Raw genomic sequence first — 14,764 nt, 5'->3', positions numbered from 1 at the left:
GGGGGAAATCGACAAACCGGGGCGCCGGTTTGCCCGCCGGACGGGAGGGAACCACACCAGGCAGCCGATCGAGACTCCAGGAGGAGGACGAGATGCCCGGGCGCGAGGTACTGCCCAGCACGCTGCGGCGCTCCCCGGCGAAGGCGCAGCGGACCTGGGAGAAGACGCACGACTCGGCGGTCGAGACGTACGGCGAGGGGGAGCGGGCGCACCGCACCGCCTTCGCCGCGGTCAAGCACGAGTTCGAGAAGGTGGGCGACCACTGGGAGCCCAAGGGCCGTAAGGGGCCCAGCGACGAGCAGGCCGAAGGCGGCGGCCCGGCCCGGCGCGCGCCGACGGCCGGCGGGGTGGACGCCAACGCCAGCAAGGACCACCTCATGGAGGTGGCGAAGAAACTGGACGTGCGCGGCCGGTCCCGGATGACCAAGCCGGAACTGGTCAAGGCGATCGAGAAGGCAAACAACAACGCGACCCGCAAGGCCCGCGGGGGTCGCTGACCCCTGGGGGTACGCGTCGAGCCCGGGACCGCCTCGGTCCCGGGCTCGTGTCGTGCCGTCTCACCAGTGGCCGCCGCCCGGCGCCTGAAGGTGCACCGCCTTGACGGTGCTGAACTCGTCCAGCAGTTCCGGGCCGTACCCGAAGCCCTGACCGCTGCCCCGGCGCGGCTGGGCCGCGCCCCCCGGTGCCCCGCCGAACACCGAATTGATCTTCACGGTGCCGACCGGCAGTTCCCGCCAGGCGCGCTGGGCGTGGCTCATCGAGCCGGTCAGCACGGTGGCGGCCAGGCCGTACGGGGAGTCGGCCGCGCAGCGCAGCCCCTCGCTGAACGAGTCGACCACCACCACCGCGGCGACCGGCCCGAACGTCTCCTCGCGGACCAGCGCCATGTCGTGCCGGCACCCCTCGACCACTGTCGCCGGGTAGAACGCGCCCGGCCCCTCCGGCAGCACACCGCCGGCGCGTACCCGGGCGCCGTCGGCGAGCGCGGCCGTCACCTGCCCGTGCACGTGGTCCCGGTGCCGCCGGTCCACCAGCGGGCCGAGCTGCGTTTCCGGGTCACGGCCGGGGCCCACGGTGAGCGCCTCGGCGCGCGCCACGAGCGCGTCCAGGAAGCCCTCGGCGACGTCCCGGTGCACGTAGACGCGTTCCACCGCCACGCAGATCTGACCGGCGTTGGCGAAGCACCCGAGCGCCGCCTGCTCGGCCGCCCAGACCGGGTCGACGTCCGCGTCCACCACCAGCGGGTCGCTGCCGCCGTTCTCCAGCAGCACCTTCGCGCCGGTACGGGCGCCCGCGGCGGCGATCGCCCGGCCGGTCGCAGTGGAACCGACGTGGGCGACGACGTCGACGTCCTGCCCGGACAGCGCGGCCCCCACCTCGCCGCCGCCGCTGAGCAGCGACAGCACCCCGGCCGGCAACGCCGAGTCCAGCGCGCGGGCGAGCAGCCAGCCGGTGGCCGGGGTGCGCTCGCTCGGCTTGTGGACCACCACGTTGCCGGTGACCAGGGCCGCGCCGAGCAGGCCGCACGACACCGCCACCGGGTCGTTCCACGGGGTGATCGCGGCGACCACGCCGCGTGGCTCGGGGGCCATGAAGTCCAGCGCGTCGTGCGCGCCGTGCAGCGTCCGGCCGCCCCGGACCGGCGCCAGTTCGGCGTACTGTCGCAGCGTGCCGATGCCCGCCGCCACCCCGCCCCGCGCGTCCTCCAGGGGCTTGCCCATCTCCGCGGTGGTCGCCTCGGCCAGCTCTCCGGCCGCCGCCTCGACCGCGTCCGCGGCCCGGTGCAGCGCCGCGGCCCGCTCCGCGGTCGGGGTCGCGGCCCATTCCGCCGCCACGCCCCGGGCCGCCTCCACCGCCTTGGCCACCTCGTCGGCGGTCGCCACCGGCGTCCGGGTCACCGGCGACCCGTCCGCCGGATCGTGGACGACAAGCTCGCCGCCCTCGCCGCCGGCACCCCACACTCCACCTATGAGCTGCGCAACCGTGTACATGCGGCCCTGCTTGCCCCGGCCTGGGCCGGGCAAACGCGTTTCGCCCGGTGACCGGCCGGGTAGGCGGATCCGATGACCTCGACCGCCGACGCCGTCGTCATCGGAGCCGGGCACAACGGGCTGGTGGCCGCGAACCTGCTGGTGGACGCCGGCTGGGACGTCACCGTCCTGGAGGCCACCGGGGCGCCCGGTGGGGCCGTCCGCTCCGCGTACGTGACAGCGCCCGGTTACCTCAGCGACCTCTACAGCTCCTTCTACCCGCTCGGGTACGCATCTCCGGTCCTGGACGGGCTGGGCCTGGAACGGCACGGCCTGTCCTGGACGCACGCCCCGGACGTGCTGGCGCACCTGCTTCCGGACGGCCGGGCCGCCGTGGTCAACCGCGACCTGGACACCACAGCGGCCTCGCTGGAGGCGTTCGCGCCCGGCGACGGGGAGCGCTGGCGGCACGCGTACGCCGACTGGCGCCAGGTGGCCGAGCCGATGCTGCAGACCATCACCACCCCGTTCCCGCCGGTACGCGGCGGGCTGGGCCTGCTGCGGCAACTCCGGGTCGGCGGCGCGCTCCGCCTGGCCCGCCGCCTCCTGCTGCCCGTCCGCAAGCTCGGCGCGGAACTGTTTGAGGGCGAGGGCGGCACGGTCCTGCTGGCCGGCTGCGCCCTGCACACCGACCTGTCCCCGGAGGACGCCGGCTCCGGCGTGTACGGCTGGCTGCTCGCCATGCTCGGCCAGCAGGTGGGCTGGCCGGTGCCGGTCGGCGGCGCCCAGCGGATCACCGACGCGCTGGTGGCCCGGCTGGTCGAGCGGGGCGGGCGGATCGAGTACGGCGCCCGGGTCGAGCGGGTGCTCACCGCCCGGGGCCGCGCGATGGGCGTCCGTACCGCCGGGGGAACCGACTGGCGGGCCCGCCGCGCGGTGCTCGCCGACGTGCCCGCGCCGGCGCTCTTCCTCGACCTGGTCGGCGCGGCGGCGCTGCCGCCCCGGATGGTCGAGGACCTGGCGCACTTCAAGTGGGACGGCTCCACGCTCAAGGTCGACTGGGCGCTGTCCGCGCCGGTGCCGTGGAAGAACCGGGAACTGGCCGGCGCCGGCACCGTGCACCTGGGCGCGGACCTCGACGGGCTCACCACGTACGCGGCCGAACTGGCCCGCGGCGAACTGCCCCGGGACCCGTTCCTGCTGGTCGGGCAGATGTCGGTGGCCGACCCGAGCCACTCGCCGCCGGGCACCGAGTCGCTCTGGTCCTACACCCACCTGCCCTTCCGCCGGGACTGGCGGGCCGAGGACGTCGTGGGGCACGTGGAGCGGATGGAGGGGGTTCTCGAGGCGGCGGCGCCCGGCTTCCGGGCGTCGATCGTCGGGCGGCACGTGGCCGGCCCGGCCGACCTGGAGGCCGCCGAGCCGAGCCTGGTGGGCGGCGCGCTCGGCGGTGGCACTGCCGCCGCGTACCAGCAGTTGTTCCTGCGGCCGATCCCCGGCCTGGGCCGCGCCGACACCGCGGTGGACCGGCTCTACCTGGCCAGCGCCTCCGCCCACCCCGGCGGCGGTGTGCACGGCGCGCCGGGGGCGAACGCGGCGCGGGCCGCGCTGGCCCGCGACCGGGCCGTCACCGGCGCGGTGTACGCCCGCACGATCGCCGCCGCCCACCGCGCCGTCTACCGCTGACCGCTGACCAGGTCTGCGCGGCACCACCCTCGCCGCTGCCGTCCTCCGCGCCCTCGCGGGAGTGGGGCCCGGCCCGCGTCAGCGCACCCGCTGCGGCTGACCTCCGCCGACGTCCGCTCGCCCTGGCTGACCTCCGGTCGCACCCATTGCGGCTGACCGCCCGACCCGCCAACCGCAGGACGCCTGGCACCGGAAGCTCGCCCACCGACAGACGGGGTGCCGCTTCCCGCCCTCATCTCGCCAAGTGAAATCAGCAGCCCGCATCCCGGGAACTGGCGCAGATCTTGGTACGAAACGGCCCTCATGGGGGCCCTTTCGTACCAAGATCTGCGGGCCGCGCCTGGCGTGGCCGCGGTCTCGTGCCCGCTGACGTACTGACTGCGGTTAGGTGCCTGATCGTCGCGCGGGTGTGTCACGGGAGTGTTCGGCCAGCCCGCTCCTCGCCAGCCGCCACGCCGCACGCCCACGTCCCGCGTGATCTTGCAGTTGGCGCCCGAGGGATGCCGGTTTTGCCAGGCTTTGCCGGGCACCAAACTGCAAGATCGCGCCTGTGGCGGGGTGGCGGGGTGGCGGGGTGGAGCGGTGAGGCATGCGGCGTTGGTTACGCAGCGTGCTTGATTGCGCCTGGGTGGGGCCGTGGCGCCGGGAGAGCGCCCCAGGTCAACGCGGTGCTGCGCCGGTGGCGGCAGAGCAAAGGTGCGGGGTGCGGGACATGGCGGGGCGAGCGCGCCCTCACGCGCCGTGACAGCGGCGTGAGGGCGCGTTGCGGGCGCGCGGCAGGGCAGGGCGGATCAGGTGTCGAGGTTGCGGTGCCGGCTGCGCAGCTTGAACGGCATCAACGCGCTCTCGATCTTGGTGGCGGTGGTCATCTTCGAGTCGCCGTCGCGGCGCTCCTCGAAGCGGATCGGCACCTCCAGGATGGTGTGGCCCAGCTTGGTGGCGAGGTAGTGCATCTCCACCTGGAAGCTGTAGCCGTTCGACTGGACCCGGTCGAGCCCGATCGCGCGCAGCGCCTCGGCCTGCCAGATCTTGAAGCCGGCGGTCAGGTCACGGATGCGCACGCGCAGCAGCGTGTGCACGTACAGGTTGGCCCAGCCGCTGAGCGCGCGCCGGTACAGCGGCCAGTTCTCGTCCAGCTCACCGCCGGGCACGTACCGCGAGCCGATGACCACCGAAGCCTGCGTGGACAGCAGCGCGCCGAGCATGCCGGGCAGCGCCTCCGGCGGGTGCGACAGGTCGGCGTCCATCTGGGCGACGAAGTCCGCGCCGTCGTCGAGCGCCCGGCCGATGCCGTCCACGTACGCCCGGCCGAGACCCTCCTTGCCCGGGCGGTGCACCACCGTCACCCGGTCCGGGTGCTCGATGGCCAGCTTGTCGGCGACCTCACCGGTGCCGTCCGGGGAGTTGTCGTCCGCGACCAGCACCTTCAGCCCCGGCAGAGGCAGCGCGAGCAGGCGCTCGACCAGCACCGGGAGGTTGCCCGCCTCGTTGTAGGTCGGAACGACGACGGTCAGGCGCGCATCCCCCCACGGGGAGGGTAACTGCACGGGTTCGATCATCACGGACATCCTCGGTCAGCGGACAGGTTCATCTGAGAGGGTATCCAGTGGGCCGTGCGGCGGCCGCACAGACGCCCCGCCGAGGGATCGATCCCGCTCCGGCTTCTGCCGGGTCGCGATGTCGGACAGCCGGGCCAGCGTCTCCCGGTTGCGAAGATGCAGCACCAGGTCGTTGAGCTTGGTCCGGACCCACCGCAGCGGCCCGGCGGCGAAGTCCTCGCCGATGGTCACCCGGGTCCGGCCGTCCTCCAGCGGCTCCAGAGCGAACGCCACTGTCGCCTCGCCGGCCGGCCACAACCCGGCGCGCAGCACGAGCCGGTGCGGCGCCTGGCACTCCAGCACGGTGGACTTGTCCTGCAGCGAGAACGGCCAGGGCCCGGCCCGGTGGTGCAGGTTGCTGCCGACCCGGGGCCACGTGTCGTCCACGTCCCGCACGTGCACGGTGCCCACCACCCAGTCGCTGTACGTCCACCCGTCCGCGAGCACCTCGAAGACCTGCTCCGGAGGTGCGTCGATCACTTTCTCCACAACCGCCATCACCAACCGGTACCCCGCCCCGGGCCGCCGCTAACGGCGATGCGGGTTAGCTTCTCGGGGGCGGCGGGTATCGCCGGACCGGAACGGTCGTGGCAACGTGTGCGCCGGCACCGGCGGGGCGCGCCTGGCGCCGACGTCGACGTTTACTCCTCGGGGGCTCGGGAACCCGCCGCCCGTGCGACGGGACCAGGAGCGGGATCAGTGCAGGTCAGCCCGGGTTGACCCGGGTGCTGACCGGTTCCCGTCCGGCCTCTACGACGCGGTGCTGCTGGACCGGGACGGCACGCTGATCGAGGACGTGCCGTACAACGGCGACCCGGAGAAGGTACGGCCGGTGCCGGGTGCCCGGGAGGCGCTGGACCGGTTGCGGGCGGCCGGGTTGCGGCTCGCCGTGGTGACGAACCAGTCCGGCCTGGCCCGCGGCTGCTTCACCGCGGACGAGCTGAGGCTGGTCAACGCCCGGGTGGAGGAACTGCTCGGGCCCTTCGACCACTGGGCGATCTGCCCGCACGCGGAAGCCGACGGGTGCGCCTGCCGCAAGCCGGCGCCCGGGCTCGTACACGAGGCAGCCCGCGCGCTCGGCACCACACCGACCCGGTGCGTGCTGATCGGCGACATCGGCGCGGACACGGCCGCCGCCGCGGCGGCCGGCGCTGCCACGATCATGGTGCCCACGCCGGCCACCCGGGCCGCCGAGGTGGCCGCCGCGCCGACCGTCGCCGCCGACCTGCCGGACGCGGTGAGCACAGTGCTGGCCAGGATGCGCCTCACGGCCGCGCCGCAACGCGCGGGCCGTAACCGCCGGGGCACGATCCTCGTCGTCCGCAGCGACGCCGCCGGTGACGTGCTGGTGACCGGTCCCGGCATCCGCGCGGTGGCGGCCGGCGCGCAGCGGGTGGTGCTGCTGTGCGGGCCACGCGGCCGGGCGGCGGCCGAACTGCTGCCCGGCGTGGACGAGATCATCGAAGCGCCGCTGCCGTGGATCGACGCGCCCGCCCCACCCGTCGACCCGGGTGACATGCGCGCGCTCACCGACCGGCTCGCGGCCGTACGCGCCGACGAAGCCGTCGTCTTCACCTCCTTCCACCAGTCCGCGCTGCCGCTGGCGCTGCTGCTGCGCCTGGCCGGGGTGCCCCGGATCAGCGCGATCAGCGACGACTACCCGGGCAGCCTGCTCGACGTGCGCCACCGCGTCCCGGCCGGCGTACCCGAACCGGAACGCGCCCTGTCCCTCGCCGCCGCCGCCGGATTCGCGCTGCCCGGCCACGACGAACCCGCCCTGCGCATCCGCTCCGACCGGCTTCCGCCGCCCGCGGCCGAGGCCGGGGCGCCCGGCTACGTGGTGCTGCATCCCGGGTCCTCGGTGGAGACCCGCGCCTGCCCGGAGGAACTGGCCACGCGAGTGGTCCGGGTGCTCGGCGCGGCCGGTCACCGGGTGGTGGTCACCGGCGGGCCGGACGAGCGGGAGCTGACCGCCCGGGTCGCGGCGGCGGGCGGCGTCGACCTCGGCGGGCGTACCGGGCTGGCTGAGCTGGCCGCTGTGGTCGCCGGGGCCGGCGCGCTGGTGGTCGGCAACACCGGCCCCGCGCACCTGGCCGCCGCGCTCGGCGTGCCGGTGGTGAGCCTGTTCGCGCCCACTGTGCCGTTCGGGCAGTGGGGGCCCTACCGGGTGCCGACAGTGCGCCTCGGCGACGCGGCGGCGCCCTGCCGGGACACCCGCGCCACCGTCTGCCCGGTCCCCGGGCACCCGTGCCTGTCGGCGGTCGAGCCGGGCCGGGTGCTGGAGGCGTTGCGGCTGCTCGGCGTGCCGGCGCCGGTGGCGGGCGGGGTGGTCGGATGAACATCCTGCTGTGGCACGTCCACGGGTCGTGGACGACGTCCTTCGTGCACGGCAAGCACCGCTACCTGGTGCCGGTCACGCCGGACCGGGGCCCGTACGGGCTGGGCCGGGCGCGCACCTACCCGTGGCCGGACAGCGCGGTCGAGGTCACGCCGGAAGACCTGCGCGGCGCCGACGTGGACCTGGTGATCCTGCAGCGCCCGGAGGAACTCGACCTGGCCGCCGAGTGGCTCGGCCGCCGCCCCGGACGCGACGTCCCGGCGATCTACGTCGAGCACAACACGCCGAAAGGCGACGTGCCGAACACCCGTCATCCCATGGCCGACCGCGACGACCTGCTGCTCACCCACGTCACCGCGTTCAACGAGCTGTTCTGGGACAACGGCGGCACCCGCACCACGGTGGTCGACCACGGCGTCGTACCGCCCGCCGTCGAATGGACCGGCGAACTCGACCGCCTCGCCGTGGTCATCAACGAGCCGGTACGCCGCTGGCGAGTCACCGGCACCGACCTGCTCGCCCGGTTCGCCGCGCTCGCCCCGCTCGACGTCTACGGCATGAAGGTGGCCGGTCTCGCCGCCCACCTCGGACTGCCCGAGGACCGGCTGACCAGCCACGACGACGTACCCCAGCACGCCATGCACGCCGAACTCGCCAAACGGCGCGCCTACCTGCACCTGTGCCGCTGGACCTCACTGGGCCTCAGCCTCGTCGAGGCCATGACCATGGGCATGCCGGTGGTGGCGCTGGCCACCACCGAAGCGGTGGAAGCCGTCCCGCCGGAGGCGGGCGCGCTGTCCACCCGGGTCGACACGCTCGTCGAGGCCGCCCGTGGCCTGCTGGACGACAGGGAGTCCGCCCGCCGGGCGGGCGCCGCGGCGCGGGCCGCCGCCCGGGGCCGCTACGGCCTGGAGCGTTTCCTCGCCGACTGGGACCGGCTGCTGGAGGAGGAAGTATGCGCATCGCGATGATCTCGGAGCACGCCAGCCCGCTCGCCGTCCTCGGCGGGGAGGACGCCGGTGGCCAGAACACGCATGTCGCGGAGCTCTCCGCCGCGCTCGCGGCCGCCGGTCACGACGTACGGGTCTACACCCGGCTCGACGCGGTGGACCTGCCGGTGAGCGTGCGGGCCCCGGACGGGTACGAGGTGGTGCACGTACCGGCCGGGCCGGCCGAGCCGGTGGCCAAGGACGACCTGCTGCCGTACATGCCGGCGTTCGGCAACTGGCTGGCCGACCGGTGGCGCACCGGCGACTGGCAGCCCGAGGTGGTGCACGCGCACTTCTGGATGAGCGGGCTGGCCGGGCTCGCCGCGGCCCGCCGCGCGGGCGTGCCGGTGGTGCAGACCTACCACGCGCTCGGCACCGTCAAGCGCCGCCACCAGGGCGCGCAGGACACCAGCCCGCCGGGCCGGGTCGAGCACGAGCGGAAGCTGGGCCGCTCGGTGGACCGGGTGGTCGCCCAGTGCCAGGACGAGGTCGCCGAGCTGGTCCGGATGGGTGTGCCCCGCTCCCGGATGACAGTCGTGCCGTCGGGGGTGAACCTGTCCACGTTCGCCCCGCTCGGCCCGGTCGCCGACCGTGACGGCGGCCGGGCCCGCATCCTCACCGTCGGCCGGCTGGTCGAGCGCAAGGGCTTCCAGGACGTCATCCGGGCCGTCGCCGAGGTGCCGGACGCCGAGTGCGTGGTGGTCGGCGGCCCGCCGGCCGGACTGCTGGAGACCGACCCGTACGCGCTGCGCCTGCGGACGCTGGCCCGCTCGCTCGGCGTCGCCGACCGGGTGCGGCTGGTCGGCGCGGTCCCCCGGGAGGAGATGGGCCGCTGGTACCGGTCCGCCGACGTGCTCGTCGCCGCACCCTGGTACGAGCCGTTCGGGCTCACCCCGCTGGAGGCGATGGCGTGCGGCGTGCCGGTGGTCGGCACCGCGGTCGGCGGGCTCATCGACACGGTGGTGCCCGGCCGCACCGGCGACCTGGTGCCGGCCCGCGATCCGGCGGCGCTCGGCGCGGCGATCCGGGGCCTGCTCGGTGACCGGATCCGCCGGTTCGCCTACGCCACCGCGGCGCTGGAGCGGGCGCGCACCCGCTACTCGTGGGCCACCACCGCCGACCGCCTCACCGAGTTGTACGGCGAGGTGGCCAGCGTCGGCCGTCCCACCCGGGTGGTCGCCTGATGACGGCGACCCCGCCGGCCGCCGGCGGCACGCTGCTGGAGGACCATCTGGCGCTGCTGGCCGCCGCGCTGCTGCCGCTGCGGGAGTCGGAGCGGATGCTGGCCCGCTGGGGTGAGGAACTGGCGCAGCGGCTCGCCGCCGGCGGGAGGCTGCTGGTGGCCGGCAACGGCGGCAGCGCCGCCGAAGCCCAGCACCTCACCGCCGAACTCGTCGGCAAACTCCGCCACGACCGCCAACCCCTGTCCGCCATCGCCCTCCACGCCGAAACCAGCGCCCTCACCGCCATCGCCAACGACTACGGCTACGACGAAACCTTCGCCCGACAGGTACGCGCCCACGGCCGACCCCACGACATCCTCCTGCTTCTCACCACCAGCGGCACCAGCACCAACCTCCTCACCGCCGCCCACGCCGCCCACCAGACCGGCCTGCGCACCTGGGCCTTCACCGGCCCCGCGCCCAACCCCCTCGCCGACCTCTGCCACGAGCACCTGGCGATCGACTCGCCGGACGGGCAGGTGGTGCAGGAGCTGCATCTGGTGGCCTCGCACGTGCTCTGCGAGTACGTCGAACGGGCGCTGCCGGCGGCGCTCGCCGCCCCGGCGCCGGCCGAACCGGTGCGTACCGGCGTCGAGGTGGTGCTCGGCGACCCGGACCCGGCGGCGCCCGCCGGACCGGGAGGCCGGGCATGAGGGGGCCGGTGGTGGTGCTCGGGGACACGCTTCTGGACCGCGACGTCGAGGGTCTGGTGAACCGGCTCTGCCCGGACTCCCCGGTGCCGGTGCTGGACGAGACCTCCTCCGTCGACCGTCCCGGCGGCGCCGGCCTGGCCGCGGTGTTCGCGGCCGCCCAGGGCGCCGAGGTCGCGCTGGTCACAGCGGTCGCCGACGACGCCGGCGGGGCCCGGCTCGGCACGCTGCTCGCCGCCGCGGGAGTGCGGTTGTACGCGCTGCCGCTGGCCGGCGCCACCCCGGAGAAGGTCCGGCTGCGGGTACGCGGCCGGGTGCTGCTGCGCCACGACCGGGGCGGCGCGGCCGGTGTGCCCGGTCAGCCCAGCGACGCCGTGCTGCGGCTGATCGCCGACGCGTCCGCCGTGCTGGTGAGCGACTACGGCCGGGGCGTGGCCGGGCATCCCGCGCTGCGCGCCGCGCTGGCCGCCACCCGGGCGCCGGTGGTCTGGGACCCGCATCCGCGCGGACCGGCAGCCGTACCCGGGGTGCACCTGGCCACCCCGAACGAGCCGGAGGCCCGCGACCTGGCCAAGACGCCGCCGGGCGGGTCCCGCCTGTCGGCCGCGTCCCGCAGCGCGCAGGCGCTGCGCCGCCGCTGGCAGGCGCGCGCGGTCGCGGTGACGCTCGGCGGGGACGGCGCGCTGCTCTGTCACGCCGGATCCACGCCCCTGGTGGTGCCGGCGCCACCGGCCGAGGGGGACACCTGCGGGGCGGGGGACCGCTTCGCGTCCACCGCGACGCTCGCGCTGGCCCGTGGGGCGCTGGTCTCCGAGGCGGTGCAGGAGGCGGTCGCGCAGGCGTCCGCGTACGTGGCCGGGGGCGGCGTGGCCGCCGCGCTGCCGGCCCCGGTACGGGCGGTGGCCCCGGCGGTGGTCACCGGCGGCGGCGACCGGGTCGGCGCCGGGGCGGCCGGTGAGGTGGTGGCCCGGGTACGCGCGGCCGGCGGCACCGTGGTCGCCACCGGCGGCTGCTTCGACCTGCTGCACGCCGGGCACGTGGCGACGCTCCAGGCGGCCCGGCAACTCGGCGACTGCCTGGTGGTCTGCCTCAACTCCGACGCCAGCGTGGCCGGGCTCAAGGGACCGGAGCGCCCGGTCGTGCCGCAGGGCGACCGGGGCCGGCTGCTCGCCGCGCTCGGCTGCGTCGACGCGGTGCTGATCTTCGACGAGCCGACCCCGGAGGCGGCGCTGTCCTGGCTGCGTCCGGACATCTGGGTCAAGGGCGGCGACTACGCCAGCGGCGGCGGCGCCGAGACGTTGCCCGAGTCGGAGATCCTGGCCCGCTGGGGCGGGCACACGGTGGTGGTGCCGTACCTCGACGGGCGCTCGACCACCGACATGATCGCTGCCGCGCGGGCGGGACGGGGCAGCGGCGGCTGGCCGGCCCCGACGCTCGACCCGGCGGAGGCCGTCGCGCAGACGGTGGTCCGGTCCACGGCGAAGGGAGCACGATGAACGAGCGACGCATCCGATCCGGCGCGGTCGCGCGGGCGGCGGCATGAACGCCCCCGCCCCCGGCGCCGGGCCCGCGGTCCTGGTCACCGGCGGGTCGAGCGGGCTCGGCGCGGCGGTGGTCGCCGCGGTGGCCCGCTCCGGTGGACGCCCGCTGGTGCTGGACCGGCAGCGTCCCGCCGACGGTGTGCCCTGGGCCGAGTGCGACCTGGCCGACACCCGAGCCGCCGAGGCCGCCACGCGCGATCTCGCGGAACGCTCCGGCGGGCTGGACGCCGTGGTCACCGCCGCCGGCATGGACGTGCCGGGGAAGCTGGCCGACATCCCGGCGGAGACCTGGGAACGGATCGTCACTGTGGACCTGCTCGCCACGGCCGCGGTGATCCGGGCCGCGCTGCCCTGGCTGGAGGCGTCCCGCGGCAACATCGTCACGGTGGCCTCGACGCTGGGCGTGAAGGCGGTGAGCGACGCGACGGCGTACTGCGCGGCTAAGTTCGGGGTGGTGGGCTTCACCCGGGCGCTCGCCGCCGAGCTGGCCGGCACTGTGGGCGTGACGCTGCTGATCCCGGGCGGGATGCGGACCGCGTTCTTCGACGAGCGGGACGCGCAGTACCGCCCCGGCCCGGACGCGGTGCTCAACGAGCCGTCCGACACCGCCGCCGCGGTCATGTTCGCGCTCTCCCAGCCGGCCGGCTGCGCGGTACGCGAGATGGTGGTGTGCGCCGCGCAGGAGTCCTCGTACCCGTGATCCTGGTGCTGCGGGCGCTCGGCGTCGGCGACCTGGTCACCGCCGTGCCGGCGTTGCGTGGCCTGCGCGCCGGCCTGCCGGGCCGGGAACTGGTGCTCGCCGCGCCGGACTGGCTGGCGCCGCTGGCGGAGCTGACCGGGGCGGTCGACCGGGTACTGCCCACCACCGGACCGGACCGGATCGCGTGGACCGGACCGCCGCCGGAGGTGGCGGTCAACCTGCACGGCCGGGGGCCGCAGTCGCACCGGGCGCTGGCCGCCGTACGCCCCGGCCGGCTGCTCGCCCACCGCAACCCGGACGCCGGGCACCCGGACGGCCCGGCCTGGGACGACGACGAGCACGAGGTGCGCCGCTGGTGCCGCCTGCTGCACGCGTACGGCCTGCCGGCCGACCCGGGAGACCTCGCGCTGCGCCGTCCGGCGGCGGGCGGCGTACCGGCCGGGTTGACGCTGCTGCACCCGGGCAGCAAGATCCCGGCGAAGCGCTGGCCGGCGCGGCGGTTCGCCGGGCTGGCCCGGGAGCTGACCGCGCGCGGTCACCGGGTGGCGGTGACCGGATCTGCCGGCGAGCGGGCGCTGGCCGAGCGGGTCGCCCGCGACGGGGGGCTGCCGCCGGAGGCGGTGCTGGCCGGCCGGACCGGGCTGGCCGAGCTGGCCGCGCTCGTCGCGGGCGCGCGGCTGGTGGTCAGCGGGGACACCGGCGTGGCGCACCTGGCCACCGGCTACGGCACCGCCTCGGTGGTGCTGTTCGGGCCGGTGCCGGCGGCGCACTGGGGGCCACCGGCGGACCGGCCTCGCCACCGCGCCCTCGGTGCGATCGAGCCCACGCACGTCAACCCGGATTCGACCGGGTCACGCGGGGTAGGAAGCCACCCGACATTGAATGCCATCGGGATCGACGAGGTGGTGGCCGCGGTGGCCGACGTGGAACGGGTATCCGGTGAGGTTGCGGCGTAGCGATCCGGGCCGGCCGGGGTACGCGCGCCGGCGACGCGGCAAGGGCTGGCTGTTCCTCGACCCGGCCGGCGAGCCGGTGCGCGACGCCGGGGAGCTGGCCCGGCTGCGCGAGCTGGTCATCCCGCCCGCCTGGCAGGACGTGTGGATCTCGCCGTACCCGAACGGCCACATCCAGGCCACCGGCATCGACGCGGCGGGCCGCAAGCAGTACCTCTACCACCCGGGCTGGCGGCGCAAGCGCGACGAGGCGAAGTTCGACCACGTGCTGGAGGTGGCCCACCGGCTGCCCGCGCTACGGGACCGGGTCACGCAGGACCTGGCGCTGCGCGGCCTGCGCCGGGAGCGGGTGCTCGCCACCGTCGCCCGGCTGCTCGACATGGGCGCCTTCCGGGTCGGCAGCGACCAGTACGCCACCGGCGACGACCCGACCTTCGGGGTGGCCACGCTGCGCCCCGAGCACACCCGCTCCCGGGGCGGGTGCGTGGTCTTCGAGTTCCCCGCCAAGGGCGGCATCGAGCAGGTCCGCCGGATCGAGGACGCGGAGCTGTGCCGGGTGCTGCTCAACCTGCGCCGGCGGCGGCGGGCCCAGGAGCGGCTGTTCGGCTACTGGGACGGCCGGTCCTGGCGCGACGTGCGCAGCGACGAGGTGAACGACTACCTGCGCGACGCCAGCGGCGGGGAGATGACCGCGAAGGACTTCCGTACCTGGCACGCCACCGTGCTGGCGGCGGCCGAGCTGGCGAACGTGGGCCCGCAGCGCTCCGCCACCGCCCGCAGGCGGGCGGTGGCCGGGGTGATGCGGTCGGTGGCCGAGTTGCTCGGCAACACCCCGACGGTGGCGCGGGCCTCCTACGTGGACCCGCGGGTGGTCGACCTCTACCACGACGGGGTGCTGGCGCCGGTGCAGCCGGAGATGCCGCGCGAGGCGGTGGAGAAGTCGGTGCTGGCGCTGCTGGAGGAGGAGGCCGGCTGACCGGCCCCGTCGGTCCTGGGGGGAAGCGCGACGGGGCCGGAAACCTCGTCCGGCGCGGATGCGGGGAGACCGCCACCGGGGCGGCCGCCCGCGGCCGGGCCGCCGCGGACGCCACGCCACGGCCCCCCGATACCAGTGGG

13 protein-coding genes are annotated in these 14,764 nt (G+C 75.8%); 10 read left to right on the top strand and 3 right to left on the bottom strand.

Annotated features, from left to right (window positions below; translation table 11 throughout):
• The first annotated feature begins 92 nt into the window (after window positions 1–92).
• The gene (locus A4R25_RS29030) at window positions 93–497 is read left to right on the top strand and encodes a ChaB family protein (RefSeq protein WP_043325033.1); all 405 of its coding nucleotides are present in this window, start codon (window positions 93–95) and stop codon (window positions 495–497) included.
• A gap of 60 nt (window positions 498–557) precedes the next feature.
• On the opposite strand, the gene A4R25_RS29025 is transcribed toward A4R25_RS29030, so the two are convergent.
• Window positions 558–1,991: an aldehyde dehydrogenase gene (locus A4R25_RS29025; protein WP_064448757.1), complete on the bottom strand. Its 1,434-nt coding sequence runs from the start codon at window positions 1,989–1,991 to the stop codon at window positions 558–560.
• Between the two features lie 72 nt (window positions 1,992–2,063).
• Between A4R25_RS29025 and A4R25_RS29020 the strand changes: the two genes are divergently transcribed.
• Window positions 2,064–3,656 (top strand): NAD(P)/FAD-dependent oxidoreductase, encoded by a 1,593-nt coding sequence (locus A4R25_RS29020; RefSeq protein WP_064448756.1) that lies wholly within the window; start codon window positions 2,064–2,066, stop codon window positions 3,654–3,656.
• Window positions 3,657–4,447: 791 nt separating this feature from the next.
• Here the strand turns inward: A4R25_RS29020 and A4R25_RS29015 are convergent.
• The gene (locus A4R25_RS29015; protein WP_064448755.1) at window positions 4,448–5,215 is read right to left on the bottom strand and encodes a polyprenol monophosphomannose synthase; all 768 of its coding nucleotides are present in this window, start codon (window positions 5,213–5,215) and stop codon (window positions 4,448–4,450) included.
• A gap of 15 nt (window positions 5,216–5,230) precedes the next feature.
• Window positions 5,231–5,752 (bottom strand): SRPBCC family protein, encoded by a 522-nt coding sequence (locus tag A4R25_RS29010; RefSeq protein ID WP_307189071.1) that lies wholly within the window; start codon window positions 5,750–5,752, stop codon window positions 5,231–5,233.
• A 175-nt stretch (window positions 5,753–5,927) separates the two neighbouring features.
• Here A4R25_RS29010 and A4R25_RS29005 point away from each other — a divergent pair, with 175 nt between their 5' ends.
• Genes A4R25_RS29005 through A4R25_RS28970 form a run of 8 tightly spaced genes read left to right on the top strand, consistent with a single transcriptional unit; the run spans window position 5,928 to window position 14,624 of the window.
• Complete coding sequence (locus A4R25_RS29005; protein WP_064448754.1) at window positions 5,928–7,592, top strand: HAD-IIIA family hydrolase; 1,665 nt, start codon at window positions 5,928–5,930, stop codon at window positions 7,590–7,592.
• Entirely contained in the window at window positions 7,589–8,563 is a 975-nt protein-coding gene (locus tag A4R25_RS29000; protein ID WP_064448753.1) for a glycosyltransferase, read from the top strand. The genes A4R25_RS29005 and A4R25_RS29000 overlap by 4 nt, the downstream gene beginning before the upstream one ends.
• Entirely contained in the window at window positions 8,548–9,765 is a 1,218-nt protein-coding gene (locus A4R25_RS28995) for a glycosyltransferase (RefSeq protein WP_043325028.1), read from the top strand. Before A4R25_RS29000 ends, A4R25_RS28995 begins: the two co-directional genes overlap by 16 nt.
• On the top strand, window positions 9,765–10,457 hold the full coding sequence (locus tag A4R25_RS28990) for an SIS domain-containing protein (RefSeq protein WP_064448752.1): 693 nt from the start codon (window positions 9,765–9,767) through the stop codon (window positions 10,455–10,457). Before A4R25_RS28995 ends, A4R25_RS28990 begins: the two co-directional genes overlap by 1 nt.
• Window positions 10,454–11,950: a PfkB family carbohydrate kinase gene (locus A4R25_RS28985; protein WP_064448751.1), complete on the top strand. Its 1,497-nt coding sequence runs from the start codon at window positions 10,454–10,456 to the stop codon at window positions 11,948–11,950. The genes A4R25_RS28990 and A4R25_RS28985 overlap by 4 nt, the downstream gene beginning before the upstream one ends.
• Window positions 11,951–11,993: 43 nt before the next feature.
• Window positions 11,994–12,695: an SDR family oxidoreductase gene (locus tag A4R25_RS28980; RefSeq protein WP_043325024.1), complete on the top strand. Its 702-nt coding sequence runs from the start codon at window positions 11,994–11,996 to the stop codon at window positions 12,693–12,695.
• Window positions 12,692–13,651, top strand: coding sequence for a glycosyltransferase family 9 protein (locus A4R25_RS28975; RefSeq protein WP_064448750.1), 960 nt, complete (start codon window positions 12,692–12,694; stop codon window positions 13,649–13,651). Before A4R25_RS28980 ends, A4R25_RS28975 begins: the two co-directional genes overlap by 4 nt.
• Window positions 13,635–14,624 carry a DNA topoisomerase IB gene (locus A4R25_RS28970; protein ID WP_064448749.1) on the top strand — a complete coding sequence of 330 codons (990 nt, stop codon included), beginning with the start codon at window positions 13,635–13,637 and terminating at the stop codon, window positions 14,622–14,624. Before A4R25_RS28975 ends, A4R25_RS28970 begins: the two co-directional genes overlap by 17 nt.
• Window positions 14,625–14,764 lie beyond the last annotated feature (140 nt).

It is taken from the genome of Micromonospora sp. NBRC 110037, assembly GCF_001652995.1.
GTDB lineage: Bacteria > Actinomycetota > Actinomycetes > Mycobacteriales > Micromonosporaceae > Micromonospora > Micromonospora chalcea.
The sequence above is the reverse complement of the archived record's forward strand: the minus strand, read 5'-3'. Positions and strand labels throughout refer to the sequence as shown.